This window comes from Photorhabdus machadonis (assembly GCF_052657765.1).
Genome location: NZ_CP199761.1, coordinates 5,100,443 through 5,114,560 on the forward strand (window position 1 = coordinate 5,100,443; position 14,118 = coordinate 5,114,560).

Consider the following 14,118-nt stretch of genomic DNA (forward strand, 5'->3'; position numbering starts at 1 on the left):
GTCTAGAATAGAGATAAAATACCATTCACATTTTGAACACAGATCTAAACATATATGTCAGTATTACAAGTATTACATTATCCAGACGAGCGGCTTCGCACTATTGCAACGCCTGTTAAAGAAATTAATGCGGAGATTCAACGTATCATTGATGATATGTTTGAAACTATGTACGCAGAGGAAGGCATTGGCCTGGCAGCAACACAAGTTGATATTCATCAGCGTATTGTCGTTATTGACGTATCGGAAACTCGTAATGAACGCCTTGTACTGATAAATCCAGAGTTACTGGAAAAAAGTGGTAATACTGGGATTGAAGAAGGCTGTTTGTCTATTCCTGAACAGCGAGCACTAGTGCCACGAGCTGAAAAAGTCAAAATCAGAGCCTTAGATTACAATGGTCAATCATTTGAATTACAAGCTGATGGCTTACTAGCTATTTGTATTCAACACGAGATGGACCATTTAATTGGTAAGCTTTTTGTGGATTATTTATCTCCACTGAAACGCCAGCGTATACGCCAGAAAGTAGAAAAGCTGGATAAACAAAAAGCCCGAACCAAATAAATTATATTAATACAGGAAATAAACGTGTCTGATTCTTTACGTATTGTTTTTGCCGGAACACCTGACTTTGCGGCGCGCCATTTAGAGATTTTATTAACGTCTCAGCATGAGATCGTTGGCGTTCTTACGCGACCAGACAGACCAGCCGGAAGAGGTAAAAAACTGACACGCAGTCCTGTAAAAGTACTGGCAGAAGAACACAACATTACCGTTTTTCAGCCAGCCACTTTACGTTCAGAAGAAAACCAGCAATGGATTCTTAAACAACAACCTGATGTTCTCATAGTTGTAGCCTATGGATTAATCCTCCCTAAGGCTGTTTTAGATATTCCAAGATTAGGTTGCCTGAACGTACACGGTTCTCTATTACCACGTTGGCGTGGTGCAGCACCAATTCAACGTTCACTTTGGGCCGGTGACACGGAAACAGGCGTGACGATCATGCAAATGGATATAGGCCTTGATACTGGCGATATGCTATATAAAGCAAGCTGTCCTATTACACTTGAAGATACTAGTGCCAGTTTATACGAAAAACTGACCAATATTGGGCCAGATGCACTGCTTAAAACATTATCATTAATAACATCAGGTAAAAGCCAACCTGAGACTCAAAGTGAAAAGTTGGTTACCTACGCTGAAAAACTAAGCAAAGAAGAAGCCAAAATAAATTGGAAACTATCTGCAACCCATCTTGAACGTTGCATTCGTGCATTTAATCCTTGGCCCATGAGCTTTTTCGAGATGGAAGAGCAACCTGTTAAAATCTGGAAAGCAGAAGTCATTGAAGAACAAATTTCGGTAGAACCAGGAACTGTCTTAAAAGCGGACAAAAAAGGTATTCATATTGCCACTGCCGATGGAATTCTGAATATCACGCAATTACAACCTGCTGGTAAAAAAGCAATGTCAGCTGCAGATTTACTTAACTCCAAACGTGAGTGGTTTACACCAGGTAATAAAATCAACTGAATACTATTCTATGTAAACTCTCATTTACAAACTTTCTCTTAATGCTGACTTTTGTCAGCCTTTTTAACTATGAAAAATACATATAATCTACGAAGTATCGCCGCGAAAGCAATCAATCAAGTTCTGGACCAAGGGCAATCTCTCAGTACAATATTGCCTGAACTTCAACGAAATATAACTGATAAAGATAAATCTTTGTTACAGGAGTTATCTTTCGGGGTATTACGTGTATTACCTCAGTTAGAATGGATAATAAGCCAATTAATGGAAAAACCTCTAAAAGGTAAGCAACGTATTCTTCATTACCTGCTTATGGTTGGCATATACCAACTTACCTATACCCGTATCCCAGCTCATGCGGCACTTGCTGAAACAGTAAATGGAGCCGTAACTCTGAAATATCCTCAGCTAAAAGGATTAATTAATGGAGTCCTTCGTCAGTTTCAGAGGCAGCAACTGCAATTAATGGAGCTTTCACAAAATAGCCCCAGCAATCACTTACATCCTAAATGGTTATTAGCTAAAATCCAAAAAGCCTACCCGCAAGAATGGCCGCAACTTATTGAAAATAATAATAAGAAACCGCCCATGTGGTTGCGAGTTAATCGAATATACCATAGTCGAGATGAATATCTTTCTCTTCTCCATAAAGCCGGAATTGATGCAGAACCAGCTATCGAATTACCTTCTGCTATCCGTGTAATTTTCCCCTGCCCGGTAACAATATTACCTGGATTTGATAAAGGTTGGGTGACTGTTCAAGATGTATCCGCACAAGGGTGTGCCGAGTTATTACAACCAATCAATGGAGAAAAAATCCTCGATCTTTGTGCCGCACCAGGAGGGAAAACAACACATATTCTCGAAATAGCGCCAAAAGCCCAAGTATTAGCTGTAGATATTGATGAACACAGGATCAAACGAGTAAAAGAAAATCTCCAGCGCCTTAATTGCCATGCAACAGTAAAAACCGGTGATGGGCGCCACCCTAAATATTGGGCAGAAGGCCAGCAATTCGATCGTATCCTTCTGGATGCACCTTGTTCAGCAACAGGGGTAATCCGTCGCCACCCTGATATCAAATGGTTACGCCGCGAAGAAGATATTGCTCAATTGGTTCAATTACAATCTGAGATTATTGATGCAATCTGGCCATATTTAAAGAGAGGTGGGACATTAGTATATGCAACCTGTTCTATTTTGCCCGATGAAAATAGCCAGCAAATCAGCTCGTTTTTAAAACGCCATCCAGATGCCAAACTATCGGGAACAGAGACAGGCGATAACCTAGGAAAACAAATAATACCTGAATTCAATGGTGGTGATGGTTTCTTTTACGCTCGATTAATTAAACAGTAATATATCTCCACAATTTATACAGATAACTATCTGTTTCTAACAAGTTAGAGAATACTATGAAAATAATTATTCTTGGTGCAGGTCAAGTTGGCGGTACATTAGCTGAAAATCTAGTAGGTGAAAATAACGATATCACTATAGTCGACACTGATCCCAACCGCCTGCACCAACTACAGGATAAATTCGACCTCAGAGTAGTCAATGGTCATGGTTCTCATCCCAGAGTATTAAGAGAAGCTGGTGCTGAAGATGCTGATATGTTAGTTGCTGTAACTAATTCTGACGAAACTAACATGATTGCATGCCAAATTGCTTATTCCTTATTTAATACACCAAATAAAGTTGCGCGAATACGCGCAGCAGAATATATCCGTGAATCAGATAAGCTTTTTCTCCCTAACGACATTCCTATTGATTATCTTATTTCACCAGAACAACTCGTCATAGATTATATTTATAAACTAATTCAGTATCCTGGCGCTTTACAGGTTGTTAACTTTGCCGAAGGTAGAGTAAGTATTGTTGCAGTAAAAGCTTACTACGGAGGTTCACTTGTAGGAAATGCTCTTTCTTCACTTCGTGAACACATGCCACATATTAATACCAGAGTTGCTGCCATATTTCGCCAAGATCGACCAATAAGACCACAAGGCTCTACAATCATTGAGGCTGGTGACGAGGTTTTCTTTGTGGCTGCATCCCAACATATTCGTGCTGTAATGAGCGAGCTTCAACGCTTAGAAAAACCTTACAAGCGTATTATGATCGTTGGTGGTGGTAATATTGGCGCGGGACTTGCTCTACGTCTCGAAAAAGATTACAGGGTTAAATTAATTGAACGAAATCAGCAAAGAGCCACAGAACTAGCGGAATTATTACACAACACTATTGTTTTCTATGGGGATGCATCTGACCAAGAGCTATTAGCCGAAGAACATATAGAGCAGGTAGATGTATTTATTGCCCTAACCAACGATGACGAAGCAAATATCATGTCTGCAATGCTTGCCAAGCGCATGGGAGCCAAAAAAGCTATGGTTCTCATTCAGCGTAGTGCATATGTTGATTTAGTACAAGGAGGTGTCATTGATATTGCAATCTCTCCACAGCAAGCAACTATTTCAGCTCTACTAGGTCATGTTCGTAAAGCAGATATCGTAAGTGTTTCCTCATTACGTCGTGGAGTAGCGGAAGCTATCGAAGCAATTGCTCATGGAGATGAAAGCACTTCAAAAGTTGTCGGCCGAGCTGTAGGTGATATTAAATTGCCACCAGGTACTACAATTGGAGCAATAGCCCGCGGTGACGAAGTGATTATTGCTCATGATTACAGTGTAATCGAACAAGGAGATCATGTAATTATGTTTATTACAGATAAGAAATTTGTTCCCGAAGTAGAAAGACTATTCCAACCAAGCCCTTTTTTCCTTTAGGAACCAAAAATAATTATCTACCAGTCATATAATTCAAATACAATAACTGAGACAACTTGATACATTTTAATTAACATCATGATTGAAAGAACGTGGTGAGTTTTTTAAAAAAGTTTGTAAATTTACCATAAAAGGCAATTTTACTAATCCAGCTGCTGACGTGATTATTGATATAATCTTAAAAAATATCGTGCTGTCATTAGCTATAGCTATTTCCTATGCAGTAAAACGAATAAATCATATAGTAAAAAAGAGATTTAAGCCATTCCAGCCCCCAACTACTAAAAAAAAATCATTAATAGAAATCCGTAATTTACTGAAAGAGTAAAAATAAACCTATCAAGACTAAAAGGCCAGTGGTAAAAAATCTAATGATCTCTTACCACTGGCCTCCCAGTTACTTGTCTTGTTATGCTTCCCCTTCCTCTGGTAGCTTCCTTTCCCCTTTTTATTTTTCTCAACTCGTTGTTTGAATAATGGATCACGCAGTAGAGCTTCAATAGCATTATCCTTTATTACGCCTTTTTTATGGTGATATGTAATCATCATGTTCCTCTATCATATGAATCGACCTAAAAACATAACAATTGTACTCGCTGAATTATCCATAATAAAGAAAAATTACTTATTCCTTATTTAAAGCTCCTTGTTCTAAAGTTTCAAGAATAGAACAATAAGTACTTATGTGAGAACTCCCACAGCAAGCATCACTTAACATCTTAAGTGAATCACGCATCTTTAACATTTCAAGAAGTTTTTCTTCTACTTCCATCAACCTAGAATCTACAATTTGCTTCGACTCTTCACAAGTATGATGATCTGGATCTACACGAATAGACAATAATTCTGTGATAGCTTCCAATGTAAATCCCAGTTGCTTGGCATAACGTATAAATCTAAGGCGCTGTAGATCTTGCTCTGTATAAAGCCTATATCCTCCCTCAGTACGGTTCTGATGTTCCATCATTCCTTGTTTTTCATAGAAACGTACTGTATCAGGGGTCACATTCGCTAATTTAGCCAGTTGGCCAATACGATACATTTTCATATCTCCTACAATAAACACACTGTTTGAGATATCAGCATAACAGGATAGAAAGAAATAAGTGAGGAATTCAAATATACAGATATAAAAAAACCGGGATAAACCCGGTTCTTTTATATGCCCCTACAGATTACTCTGCAGTCGCAACTTCTGTTTGAGGCTCAACAGCACGGTCAACGAGCTCGATGTATGCCATCGGAGCATTATCACCAGTACGGAAGCCACACTTAAGAATACGAGTGTAACCACCTGCGCGACTCGCAAAACGCGGGCCCAGCTCATTAAACAGTTTTGCCACGATTTCGTTATCACGAGTACGGGCGAATGCCAGACGACGATTAGCTACGCTGTCGGTCTTGGCAAGAGTAATCAGCGGCTCAACGACGCGACGCAGTTCTTTCGCTTTAGGCAGAGTCGTCTTGATGATTTCATGACGGACCAAAGAACCTGCCATGTTGCGGAACATAGCTTGGCGATGGCTGCTGTTGCGGTTCAATTGACGACCACTCTTACGATGGCGCATGACCTTATCCTTCTCAGTAAAACCTTAACCTGTGATCTAGTTATTCATCAGCAATACTTGCTGGTGGCCAGTTTTCCAAGCGCATGCCTAGAGATAAGCCACGTGAAGCCAGTACGTCTTTGATCTCTGTAAGAGATTTTTTACCCAGGTTAGGTGTCTTAAGTAACTCAACCTCGGTACGCTGTACCAAATCACCGATGTAGTGGATAGCTTCTGCCTTAAGGCAGTTAGCAGAGCGGACAGTCAATTCCAGATCGTCAACAGGGCGCAGCAGGATCGGATCAAACTCTGGCTTCTCCTCTTTTACTTCTGGCTGACGTACATCACGTAAATCAACAAAAGCTTCCAGCTGTTCAGCCAAAATAGTAGCTGCACGGCGAATCGCCTCTTCAGGATCGATTGTACCGTTAGTTTCCATCTCGATAACCAACTTGTCCAAATCGGTACGTTGTTCTACACGCGCTGCTTCAACATTGTAGGCAATACGCTCTACTGGGCTATAACAAGCGTCTACTAACAAACGACCAATAGGGCGCTCATCTTCTTCCGAATGAATCCGGGCAGAAGCCGGCACATAACCCCGACCACGCTGAACTTTAATACGCATGCTTATAGAAGCAGTTTCATCAGTCAGGTGGCAGATTACATGTTGCGGCTTGACGATTTCGACATCTCCGTCATGGATAATGTCGGCTGCAGTCACAGGGCCAATGCCAGACTTATTCAAGGTAAGAATAACTTCATCTTTACCCTGAACTCTTACCGCCAGCCCTTTCAGGTTGAGGAGAATCTCCAGGATATCTTCCTGTACACCTTCTTTGGTGCTGTACTCATGCAGTACACCATCAATCTCAACCTCAGTCACCGCACAACCCGGCATAGACGAAAGTAGAATACGGCGCAGTGCGTTGCCTAGAGTATGACCAAAGCCACGCTCTAAAGGCTCAAGGGTCACCTTGGCGTGCGTCGAACTGACTTGCTCGATATCAACCAGGCGCGGTTTTAGAAACTCTGTCACAGAACCCTGCATTGTGTCCTCTCTTTGGTGCTAAGCTTTACTTAGAGTAAAGCTCGACGATCAGGTGTTCGTTGATGTCAGCGGACAGATCGGTACGTTCTGGAGTACGTTTGAACACACCTTCCATCTTCGCAGCATCAACCTCCAACCAAGTTGGTTTCTCACGCTGCTCAGCCAGTTCTAAAGCCGCCTTGATACGAGACTGCTTTTTCGATTTTTCGCGAACGCTGACTACGTCATTCGGGGATACCTGATAAGAAGCGATGTTAACAACGCGACCATTTACCATGATAGCCTTATGGCTTACCATTTGGCGTGATTCAGCACGAGTCGCGCCGAAACCCATACGGTAAACAACGTTGTCCAGACGACCTTCCAGCAAACTCAGTAGATTTTCACCTGTATTGCCTTTCAGACGAGTTGCTTCTTTGTAATAATTACGGAATTGACGTTCTAGGACACCGTAAATACGGCGAACTTTTTGTTTTTCACGTAACTGTACACCATAGTCAGACAGACGCGGTTTACGTGCGCCATGCTGCCCAGGTGGTTGTTCCAATTTACACTTGGTGTCAATCGCGCGAACGCCAGACTTCAGGAATAGGTCTGTACCCTCGCGACGGCTCAGCTTGAGCTTAGGACCCAAATATCTTGCCATTTTCTTTCTCCAACAAACCTAAAAAAGTAAACGCTATTAAACGCGACGTTTTTTAGGTGGACGACAACCGTTATGAGGGATCGGAGTCACATCAGTAATGTTAGTGATGCGGAAACCCGCCGCATTTAACGCTCGGATAGTTGACTCGCGGCCAGGACCAGGTCCTTTAACCATAACTTCCAGGTTCTTAATTCCGTATTCTTTCACTGCTTCAGCACAGCGCTCTGCTGCAACCTGAGCTGCAAACGGAGTAGATTTACGAGAACCACGGAAACCGGAACCACCCGCAGTTGCCCAACCCAGAGCGTTACCCTGACGGTCAGTAATGGTCACGATGGTGTTGTTGAAAGAAGCATGGATATGAGCCACACCGTCAGAGACTTGCTTTCTTACACGCTTACGTGCACGAATAGGTGCTTTTGCCATTATACAATACCCCGATTATTTCTTGATCGGCTTACGTGGACCCTTACGGGTACGTGCATTGGTCTTAGTACGCTGACCGCGAACCGGTAGACCACGACGGTGACGTAAACCACGATAAGTACCAAGATCCATCAGACGTTTGATGCTCAGGGTTACTTCACGACGCAGATCACCTTCTACAACATATTTGGCAACTTCGTCACGCAGCTTGTCAATTTGCTCTTCAGACAGCTCACTGATCTTAACATGTTCAGCAATACCCGCTTCAGCACAAATGGCCTGGGAACGAGTTTTGCCGATTCCGTAGATCGATGTTAAAGCGATTACGGTATGCTTCTGATCAGGAATGTTAATGCCTGCTATACGGGCCACTATGCACTCCTACAATTATTTACGGCAACACTATTCTGAAAAGCCCGTTTTCAGGATACTCAAACAATGTTGCTGTGATATAAAAAGATTGGCTGGCTAATTTAGCCAGCTCAAACCGACTTTGCAAGAAAAATATGCTATTTTATCAGCCTTGGCGTTGTTTATGCTTAGGCTCTGCACTACAAATCACACGAACGACACCGTTACGCTTAACGATTTTGCAGTTGCGACATAATTTCTTGACGGAAGCACGAACTTTCATTTTTACCCTCCGTAACTTCTCAAGCAAACCAATCAGCGGTTATAACCTTTAAGGTTTGCCTTCTTCAATGCAGACTCATACTGACTTGACATCATCAGAGTTTGCACTTGAGCCATAAAGTCCATGATAACCACAACTACGATAAGTAGCGAAGTACCGCCAAAATAAAATGGTACCTTCATCGCGTCACGCATGAACTCCGGGATTAAGCAGATAAAAGTAATATACATCGCACCAACTAAAGTCAGACGTGTCATTACCTTATCAATGTACTTGGCCGTTTGCTCTCCCGGACGAATTCCTGGTACAAATGCACCGGACTTCTTCAGGTTATCTGCTGTTTCCCTCGGGTTAAAAACCAACGCTGTATAAAAGAAACAGAAGAAGATGATTGCAGACGCGTAGAGTAACACATAAAGCGGTTGCCCAGGCTGCAAATACATTGAAATAGTAGTCAGCCAGTTCCAACCAGTTCCACCCCCAAACCAAGAAGCTATGGTACCAGGGAACAGAATAATGCTGGAAGCGAAAATTGCAGGGATAACTCCAGCCATATTCACTTTCAACGGTAAATGTGTGCTCTGTGCAGCATAAACTCGGCGACCTTGTTGCCGTTTCGCATAGTTAACAACAATACGCCGTTGACCACGCTCCATGAAAACAACGAAGAAAGTTACTGCAAACACTAACACTGCAACCAACAGCAACAGGAGGAAGTGCAGATCGCCTTGCCGAGCTTGCTCAATGGTATGGCCGATGGCCGGCGGCAAACCCGCAACAATACCAGCAAAGATTATGATAGAGATACCGTTTCCAATACCACGCTCAGTAATCTGCTCACCCAACCACATCAGGAACATAGTCCCAGTAACTAGGCTCACAACAGCCGTGAAGTAGAAAGCAAATCCTGGGTTAATCACCAGCCCTTGCATTCCTGGCATATTCGGCAAACCAGTAGCAATACCGATTGACTGGAATATAGCCAGCACTAAAGTACCATAGCGGGTATACTGGCTAATCTTACGACGGCCAGCTTCCCCTTCCTTCTTAATCTCGGCCAACGTTGGGTGAACCACCGTTAGCAACTGAATAATAATAGACGCAGAAATATACGGCATTATCCCCAGTGCAAAGATAGAAGCACGACTTAAAGCACCACCAGAGAACATGTTAAACATTTCAATGATGGTGCCCCTTTGCTGTTCGAGCAATTTGGCAAGCACAGTGGCATCAATACCAGGGATAGGAATAAAAGAACCAATACGGAAAACAATCAGCGCTCCAATAACAAACAACAGTCTGCGTTTTAGCTCGCCCAATCCACCTTTAGCGCTTTGAAAATCTAATCCTGGTTGTTTAGCCATCTGTTACTTATTCCTCAATTTTACCACCGGCAGCTTCAATTGCCGCACGAGCGCCTTTAGTAACACGAAGGCCACGCACAGTTACTGCGCGTTTGATTTCGCCAGAAAGCATAACTTTTGCGAATTCAATTTGAGTGCCAACGATGTTAGCGGCTTTCAGTGCATTCAGATCGATAACATCGCCTTCAACGGCGGCAAAGTCAGACAGACGAACTTCTGCTGTAATCATTGCCTTACGTGAAGTGAAGCCAAATTTTGGCAAACGACGGTATAAAGGCATCTGACCACCTTCAAAACCGCGACGTACGCCACCGCCAGAACGAGATTTCTGACCTTTATGACCGCGGCCACCAGTTTTACCCAAGCCAGAACCAATACCACGACCTACACGTTTAGGCGCATGCTTGGCACCTTCAGCCGGAGACAGAGTATTTAAGCGCATCTGTTACTCCTCAACTTTAACCATATAGGAAACCAAGTTGATCATACCACGTATAGCAGGAGTATCTTCGCGCTCTACTGTATGACCGATACGACGCAGACCTAAACCAACCAAAGTTGCCTTATGTTTAGGCAGGCGACCGATTGAACTGCGAATTTGTGTTACTTTAATAGTCTTAGCCATGGCCATTACCCCAGAATTTCTTCGACGGATTTACCACGCTTAGCTGCGACCATTTCTGGAGACTTCATGCTGTCTAAAGCATCCAGAGTTGCACGAACCACATTGATAGGGTTAGTGGAACCATAGGTTTTAGCCAGTACGTTACGAACACCAGCCACTTCCAAAACAGCACGCATAGCACCGCCTGCGATGATACCAGTACCTTCGTGAGCAGGTTGCATGAACACGCGAGAACCTGTGTGTGCACCTTTCACTGGGTGATGCAGAGTGCCGCTGTTTAGTGCGACGGTTTTCATATTGCGACGGGCTTTTTCCATCGCTTTCTGGATTGCTGCCGGAACTTCGCGTGCTTTGCCGTAGCCAAAACCAACGCGACCATTACCATCACCTACAACAGTCAGTGCGGTAAAGCTGAAAATCCGGCCACCTTTTACGGTTTTAGATACGCGGTTTACCGCGATCAGCTTTTCCTGCAGTTCGCCAGCTTGTTTTTCGATGTGAGCCATCTTACACCTCTACCTTAGAACTGAAGGCCAGCTTCACGGGCAGCATCTGCCAGTGCCTGGACTCGACCATGATATTGGAAACCAGAACGGTCAAAGGATACATCTTTGATACCTTTCTCCAGTGCACGTTCAGCAATTGCTTTACCAACTGCTGCTGCTGCTTCTTTATTTCCAGTGTATTTCAGTTGCTCATTGATAGCTTTTTCTGTAGTAGAAGCTGCCACCAAAGTTTCAGAACCGTTTGGTGCGATAACCTGCGCATAAATATGGCGTGGGGTACGATGTACCACCAGGCGAGTTGCACCCAGTTCCTGGAGCTTGCGGCGTGCGCGGGTCGCACGACGGATACGAGCTGCTTTCTTATCCATAGTGTTACCTTACTTCTTCTTAGCCTCTTTGATACGCACGACTTCGTCGGCGTAACGAACACCCTTACCTTTATAAGGCTCAGGACGACGATAGGCACGCAGTTCTGCCGCAACCTGACCGATTACCTGCTTATCAGCACCTTTCAGTACGATTTCAGTTTGTGACGGACATTCTGCAATAATGCCTACTGGCAGTTCGTGGTCAACTGGATGCGAGAAGCCCAGAGACATGTTAACAACATTGCCTTTGACTGCTGCACGATAACCAACACCTACCAGTTGAAGCTTCTTAGTGAAGCCTTCGGTAACACCAATAACCATGGCATTCAGCAAAGAGCGAGTCGTACCCGCCTGTGCCCAACCATCAACATAGCCGTCGCGTGGAGCGAAGGTCAGTTGGTTATCTGCATGCTTAACTTCAACTGCGCTGTGGATTGTACGACTCAGCTCGCCGTTTTTACCCTTAATCGAAATAACCTGACCGTTGAGTTTTACCTCTACGCCGGCAGGAATGACGACGGGTGCTTTTGCAACACGAGACATTCTTTCCTCCCGATTAAGCTACGTAGCAGAGAATCTCGCCACCAAGACCTGCTTGGCGAGCTGCACGATCAGTCATTACACCTTTAGAGGTAGAAACAACAGCAATACCTAAACCAGCCATAACTTGTGGCAGCTCATCTTTTTTCTTATAGATGCGCAGACTTGGACGGCTTACACGCTGAATACTTTCTACGACAGCCTTACCCTGGAAGTACTTCAGTACTAATTCCAGTTCTGGCTTAGTGTCGCCTTCAATTTTAAAATCTTCAATATAACCTTCTTCCTTCAGCACTTTGGCAATTGCCACTTTCAGCTTGGAGGAAGGCATGGTGACCGCAACTTTATTCGCGGCCTGACCGTTACGGATACGGGTCAGCATATCCGCGATGGGATCTTGCATGCTCATCTGTCTTTACTCCCGTGATTCAATTGGTGACAATTACCAGCTAGCCTTCTTAAGACCCGGGATTTCACCGCGCATAGCGGCTTCACGGACTTTAATACGGCTCAACCCAAACTTCCGCAAAAATCCATGCGGACGCCCAGTTTGGCGGCAGCGATTACGCTGACGAGAAGGGCTGGAATCACGTGGCAGTGTTTGCAGCTTAAGAACAGCATTCCAACGCTCTTCATCAGATGCATTCACATCAGAAATGATAGCTTTCAGTTCTACACGCTTAGTGAAGAATTTTTCAGCCAATTTCACACGTTTCACATCACGTGCTTTCATTGATTGCTTAGCCATGAATAACCCTGCCTTACTTGCGGAACGGGAAGTTAAAAGCAGCCAACAGTGCGCGGCCTTCATCATCAGATTTCGCAGTTGTGGTGATAGTAATATCTAAGCCACGAACACGATCCACTTTATCATAGTCGATTTCAGGGAAGATGATTTGCTCACGTACACCCATGCTGTAATTACCACGACCATCAAATGACTTCGCAGACAAACCACGAAAATCACGGATACGAGGTACAGCAATAGAAATCAGGCGCTCAAGAAACTCCCACATGCGTTCACCACGCAGGGTTACTTTACAGCCGATTGGATAGCCCTGACGGATTTTGAAGCCTGCAACTGATTTGCGTGCTTTGGTGATCAATGGTTTTTGACCAGAGATTGCGGTTAGATCCGCTGCTGCATTATCCAGCAGTTTCTTATCAGCAATCGCTTCACCAACACCCATGTTCAGGGTGATCTTCTCGACCCGAGGGACTTGCATGACAGAATCGTAGTCAAACTGAGCCATCAGTTTTTGGACTACCTCGTCTTTGTAGTAATCATGCAGTTTCGCCATCGTATTACTCCAAATTACTTGATAGTTTCGCTATTAGATTTAAAGAAACGAACTTTTTTACCGTCTTCAAATCTAAAACCTACACGGTCAGCCTTGCTGGTTGCCGCATTGAAGATTGCAACGTTTGAAACTTGAATTGCAGCTTCTTTTTCAACGATGCCACCTGGTTGGTTCAGAGCCGGAACAGGCTTCTGATGTTTTTTAACCAAGTTAATACCTTCAACAATGACTTTCCCAGTAGAAAGAACCTGTTTTACTTTACCGCGCTTACCTTTATCTTTGCCAGTCAGCACGATAACTTCGTCATCACGACGGATTTTCGCTGCCATTGTCCGCTCCTTAGAGTACTTCTGGTGCCAGGGAGATAATTTTCATGAACTTTTCATTACGAAGTTCACGAGTTACCGGCCCAAAAATACGCGTACCGATAACCTGCTCACTCGTGTTGTTTAACAACACACAAGCATTGCCATCGAAGCGAATGACAGAACCGTCAGGGCGACGAACACCCTTCTTGGTGCGCACCACTACCGCTTTCAGGACATCACCTTTTTTCACTTTACCGCGAGGAATTGCTTCCTTGATGGTGATTTTAATGATGTCGCCGACATGTGCGTAGCGACGGTGCGAGCCACCCAGAACCTTGATACACATTACGCGACGTGCACCGGAGTTGTCGGCCACGTTCAGCATAGTCTGTTCTTGGATCATTTTAGTGCTCCGCTAAATGTCAACTACTACTGAGCCCACTTCATTGTTATGAAGAGGCCGTTCAAATA

24 protein-coding genes are annotated in these 14,118 nt (G+C 43.8%); 5 read left to right on the top strand and 19 right to left on the bottom strand.

Annotation, left to right across the window (positions count from 1 at the left end; all coding sequences use genetic code 11):
- Positions 1-54: 54 nt before the first annotated feature.
- The 5 genes from def (at position 55) to ACUN2T_RS24510 (ending at position 4,659) form a co-directional block, all read left to right on the top strand.
- Positions 55-567 carry a peptide deformylase gene (gene def, locus ACUN2T_RS24490; protein WP_445495488.1) on the top strand — a complete coding sequence of 171 codons (513 nt, stop codon included), beginning with the start codon at positions 55-57 and terminating at the stop codon, positions 565-567.
- 24 nt (positions 568-591) lie between these two features.
- Positions 592-1,539: a methionyl-tRNA formyltransferase gene (fmt, locus tag ACUN2T_RS24495; RefSeq protein ID WP_445495489.1), complete on the top strand. Its 948-nt coding sequence runs from the start codon at positions 592-594 to the stop codon at positions 1,537-1,539.
- Between the two features lie 69 nt (positions 1,540-1,608).
- On the top strand, positions 1,609-2,898 hold the full coding sequence (gene rsmB / locus ACUN2T_RS24500) for a 16S rRNA (cytosine(967)-C(5))-methyltransferase RsmB (RefSeq protein ID WP_445495490.1): 1,290 nt from the start codon (positions 1,609-1,611) through the stop codon (positions 2,896-2,898).
- A gap of 56 nt (positions 2,899-2,954) precedes the next feature.
- A complete protein-coding gene (gene trkA, locus ACUN2T_RS24505; RefSeq protein ID WP_445495491.1) occupies positions 2,955-4,331 on the top strand; it encodes a Trk system potassium transporter TrkA in 1,377 nt (458 codons plus the stop codon).
- 82 nt (positions 4,332-4,413) lie between these two features.
- Positions 4,414-4,659, top strand: coding sequence for a hypothetical protein (locus ACUN2T_RS24510; RefSeq protein ID WP_445495492.1), 246 nt, complete (start codon positions 4,414-4,416; stop codon positions 4,657-4,659).
- A 17-nt stretch (positions 4,660-4,676) separates the two neighbouring features.
- Here the strand turns inward: ACUN2T_RS24510 and ACUN2T_RS24515 are convergent, their stop codons facing one another.
- From ACUN2T_RS24515 to rplN, 19 genes are all read right to left on the bottom strand, one after another.
- Positions 4,677-4,877, bottom strand: a complete 201-nt coding sequence (locus ACUN2T_RS24515) for an alternative ribosome-rescue factor A (RefSeq protein ID WP_445497977.1) — start codon at positions 4,875-4,877, stop codon at positions 4,677-4,679.
- A 79-nt stretch (positions 4,878-4,956) separates the two neighbouring features.
- Complete coding sequence (gene zntR / locus ACUN2T_RS24520) at positions 4,957-5,373, bottom strand: Zn(2+)-responsive transcriptional regulator (protein ID WP_445495493.1); 417 nt, start codon at positions 5,371-5,373, stop codon at positions 4,957-4,959.
- A 133-nt stretch (positions 5,374-5,506) separates the two neighbouring features.
- Complete coding sequence (gene rplQ / locus ACUN2T_RS24525) at positions 5,507-5,899, bottom strand: 50S ribosomal protein L17 (RefSeq protein ID WP_133813955.1); 393 nt, start codon at positions 5,897-5,899, stop codon at positions 5,507-5,509.
- A gap of 40 nt (positions 5,900-5,939) precedes the next feature.
- The gene (locus ACUN2T_RS24530) at positions 5,940-6,929 is read right to left on the bottom strand and encodes a DNA-directed RNA polymerase subunit alpha (RefSeq protein WP_011148772.1); all 990 of its coding nucleotides are present in this window, start codon (positions 6,927-6,929) and stop codon (positions 5,940-5,942) included.
- Positions 6,930-6,954: 25 nt separating this feature from the next.
- Entirely contained in the window at positions 6,955-7,575 is a 621-nt protein-coding gene (rpsD, locus tag ACUN2T_RS24535) for a 30S ribosomal protein S4 (RefSeq protein ID WP_023043907.1), read from the bottom strand.
- Positions 7,576-7,611: 36 nt separating this feature from the next.
- Positions 7,612-8,001, bottom strand: a complete 390-nt coding sequence (gene rpsK, locus ACUN2T_RS24540) for a 30S ribosomal protein S11 (protein WP_002919257.1) — start codon at positions 7,999-8,001, stop codon at positions 7,612-7,614.
- Between the two features lie 15 nt (positions 8,002-8,016).
- Positions 8,017-8,373 carry a 30S ribosomal protein S13 gene (rpsM, locus tag ACUN2T_RS24545; RefSeq protein WP_445495494.1) on the bottom strand — a complete coding sequence of 119 codons (357 nt, stop codon included), beginning with the start codon at positions 8,371-8,373 and terminating at the stop codon, positions 8,017-8,019.
- A gap of 145 nt (positions 8,374-8,518) precedes the next feature.
- The gene (rpmJ, locus tag ACUN2T_RS24550; RefSeq protein ID WP_002227352.1) at positions 8,519-8,635 is read right to left on the bottom strand and encodes a 50S ribosomal protein L36; all 117 of its coding nucleotides are present in this window, start codon (positions 8,633-8,635) and stop codon (positions 8,519-8,521) included.
- A gap of 32 nt (positions 8,636-8,667) precedes the next feature.
- Positions 8,668-9,999: a preprotein translocase subunit SecY gene (gene secY / locus ACUN2T_RS24555; protein ID WP_011148775.1), complete on the bottom strand. Its 1,332-nt coding sequence runs from the start codon at positions 9,997-9,999 to the stop codon at positions 8,668-8,670.
- Between the two features lie 7 nt (positions 10,000-10,006).
- Positions 10,007-10,441: a 50S ribosomal protein L15 gene (gene rplO / locus ACUN2T_RS24560; protein ID WP_445495495.1), complete on the bottom strand. Its 435-nt coding sequence runs from the start codon at positions 10,439-10,441 to the stop codon at positions 10,007-10,009.
- 3 nt (positions 10,442-10,444) lie between these two features.
- Entirely contained in the window at positions 10,445-10,624 is a 180-nt protein-coding gene (rpmD, locus tag ACUN2T_RS24565) for a 50S ribosomal protein L30 (RefSeq protein ID WP_011148777.1), read from the bottom strand.
- Between the two features lie 5 nt (positions 10,625-10,629).
- On the bottom strand, positions 10,630-11,130 hold the full coding sequence (gene rpsE, locus ACUN2T_RS24570) for a 30S ribosomal protein S5 (RefSeq protein ID WP_015836271.1): 501 nt from the start codon (positions 11,128-11,130) through the stop codon (positions 10,630-10,632).
- A 14-nt stretch (positions 11,131-11,144) separates the two neighbouring features.
- Positions 11,145-11,498: a 50S ribosomal protein L18 gene (gene rplR, locus ACUN2T_RS24575; protein ID WP_011148779.1), complete on the bottom strand. Its 354-nt coding sequence runs from the start codon at positions 11,496-11,498 to the stop codon at positions 11,145-11,147.
- Between the two features lie 9 nt (positions 11,499-11,507).
- Positions 11,508-12,041 carry a 50S ribosomal protein L6 gene (gene rplF, locus ACUN2T_RS24580; RefSeq protein ID WP_445495496.1) on the bottom strand — a complete coding sequence of 178 codons (534 nt, stop codon included), beginning with the start codon at positions 12,039-12,041 and terminating at the stop codon, positions 11,508-11,510.
- A gap of 13 nt (positions 12,042-12,054) precedes the next feature.
- Positions 12,055-12,447, bottom strand: a complete 393-nt coding sequence (rpsH, locus tag ACUN2T_RS24585) for a 30S ribosomal protein S8 (protein WP_021322790.1) — start codon at positions 12,445-12,447, stop codon at positions 12,055-12,057.
- A gap of 33 nt (positions 12,448-12,480) precedes the next feature.
- On the bottom strand, positions 12,481-12,786 hold the full coding sequence (gene rpsN, locus ACUN2T_RS24590; RefSeq protein WP_021322791.1) for a 30S ribosomal protein S14: 306 nt from the start codon (positions 12,784-12,786) through the stop codon (positions 12,481-12,483).
- 13 nt (positions 12,787-12,799) lie between these two features.
- Entirely contained in the window at positions 12,800-13,339 is a 540-nt protein-coding gene (gene rplE, locus ACUN2T_RS24595; protein WP_445495497.1) for a 50S ribosomal protein L5, read from the bottom strand.
- 14 nt (positions 13,340-13,353) lie between these two features.
- Positions 13,354-13,668 carry a 50S ribosomal protein L24 gene (gene rplX / locus ACUN2T_RS24600; RefSeq protein WP_132356032.1) on the bottom strand — a complete coding sequence of 105 codons (315 nt, stop codon included), beginning with the start codon at positions 13,666-13,668 and terminating at the stop codon, positions 13,354-13,356.
- A 10-nt stretch (positions 13,669-13,678) separates the two neighbouring features.
- The gene (gene rplN / locus ACUN2T_RS24605) at positions 13,679-14,050 is read right to left on the bottom strand and encodes a 50S ribosomal protein L14 (RefSeq protein WP_015836277.1); all 372 of its coding nucleotides are present in this window, start codon (positions 14,048-14,050) and stop codon (positions 13,679-13,681) included.
- Positions 14,051-14,118 lie beyond the last annotated feature (68 nt).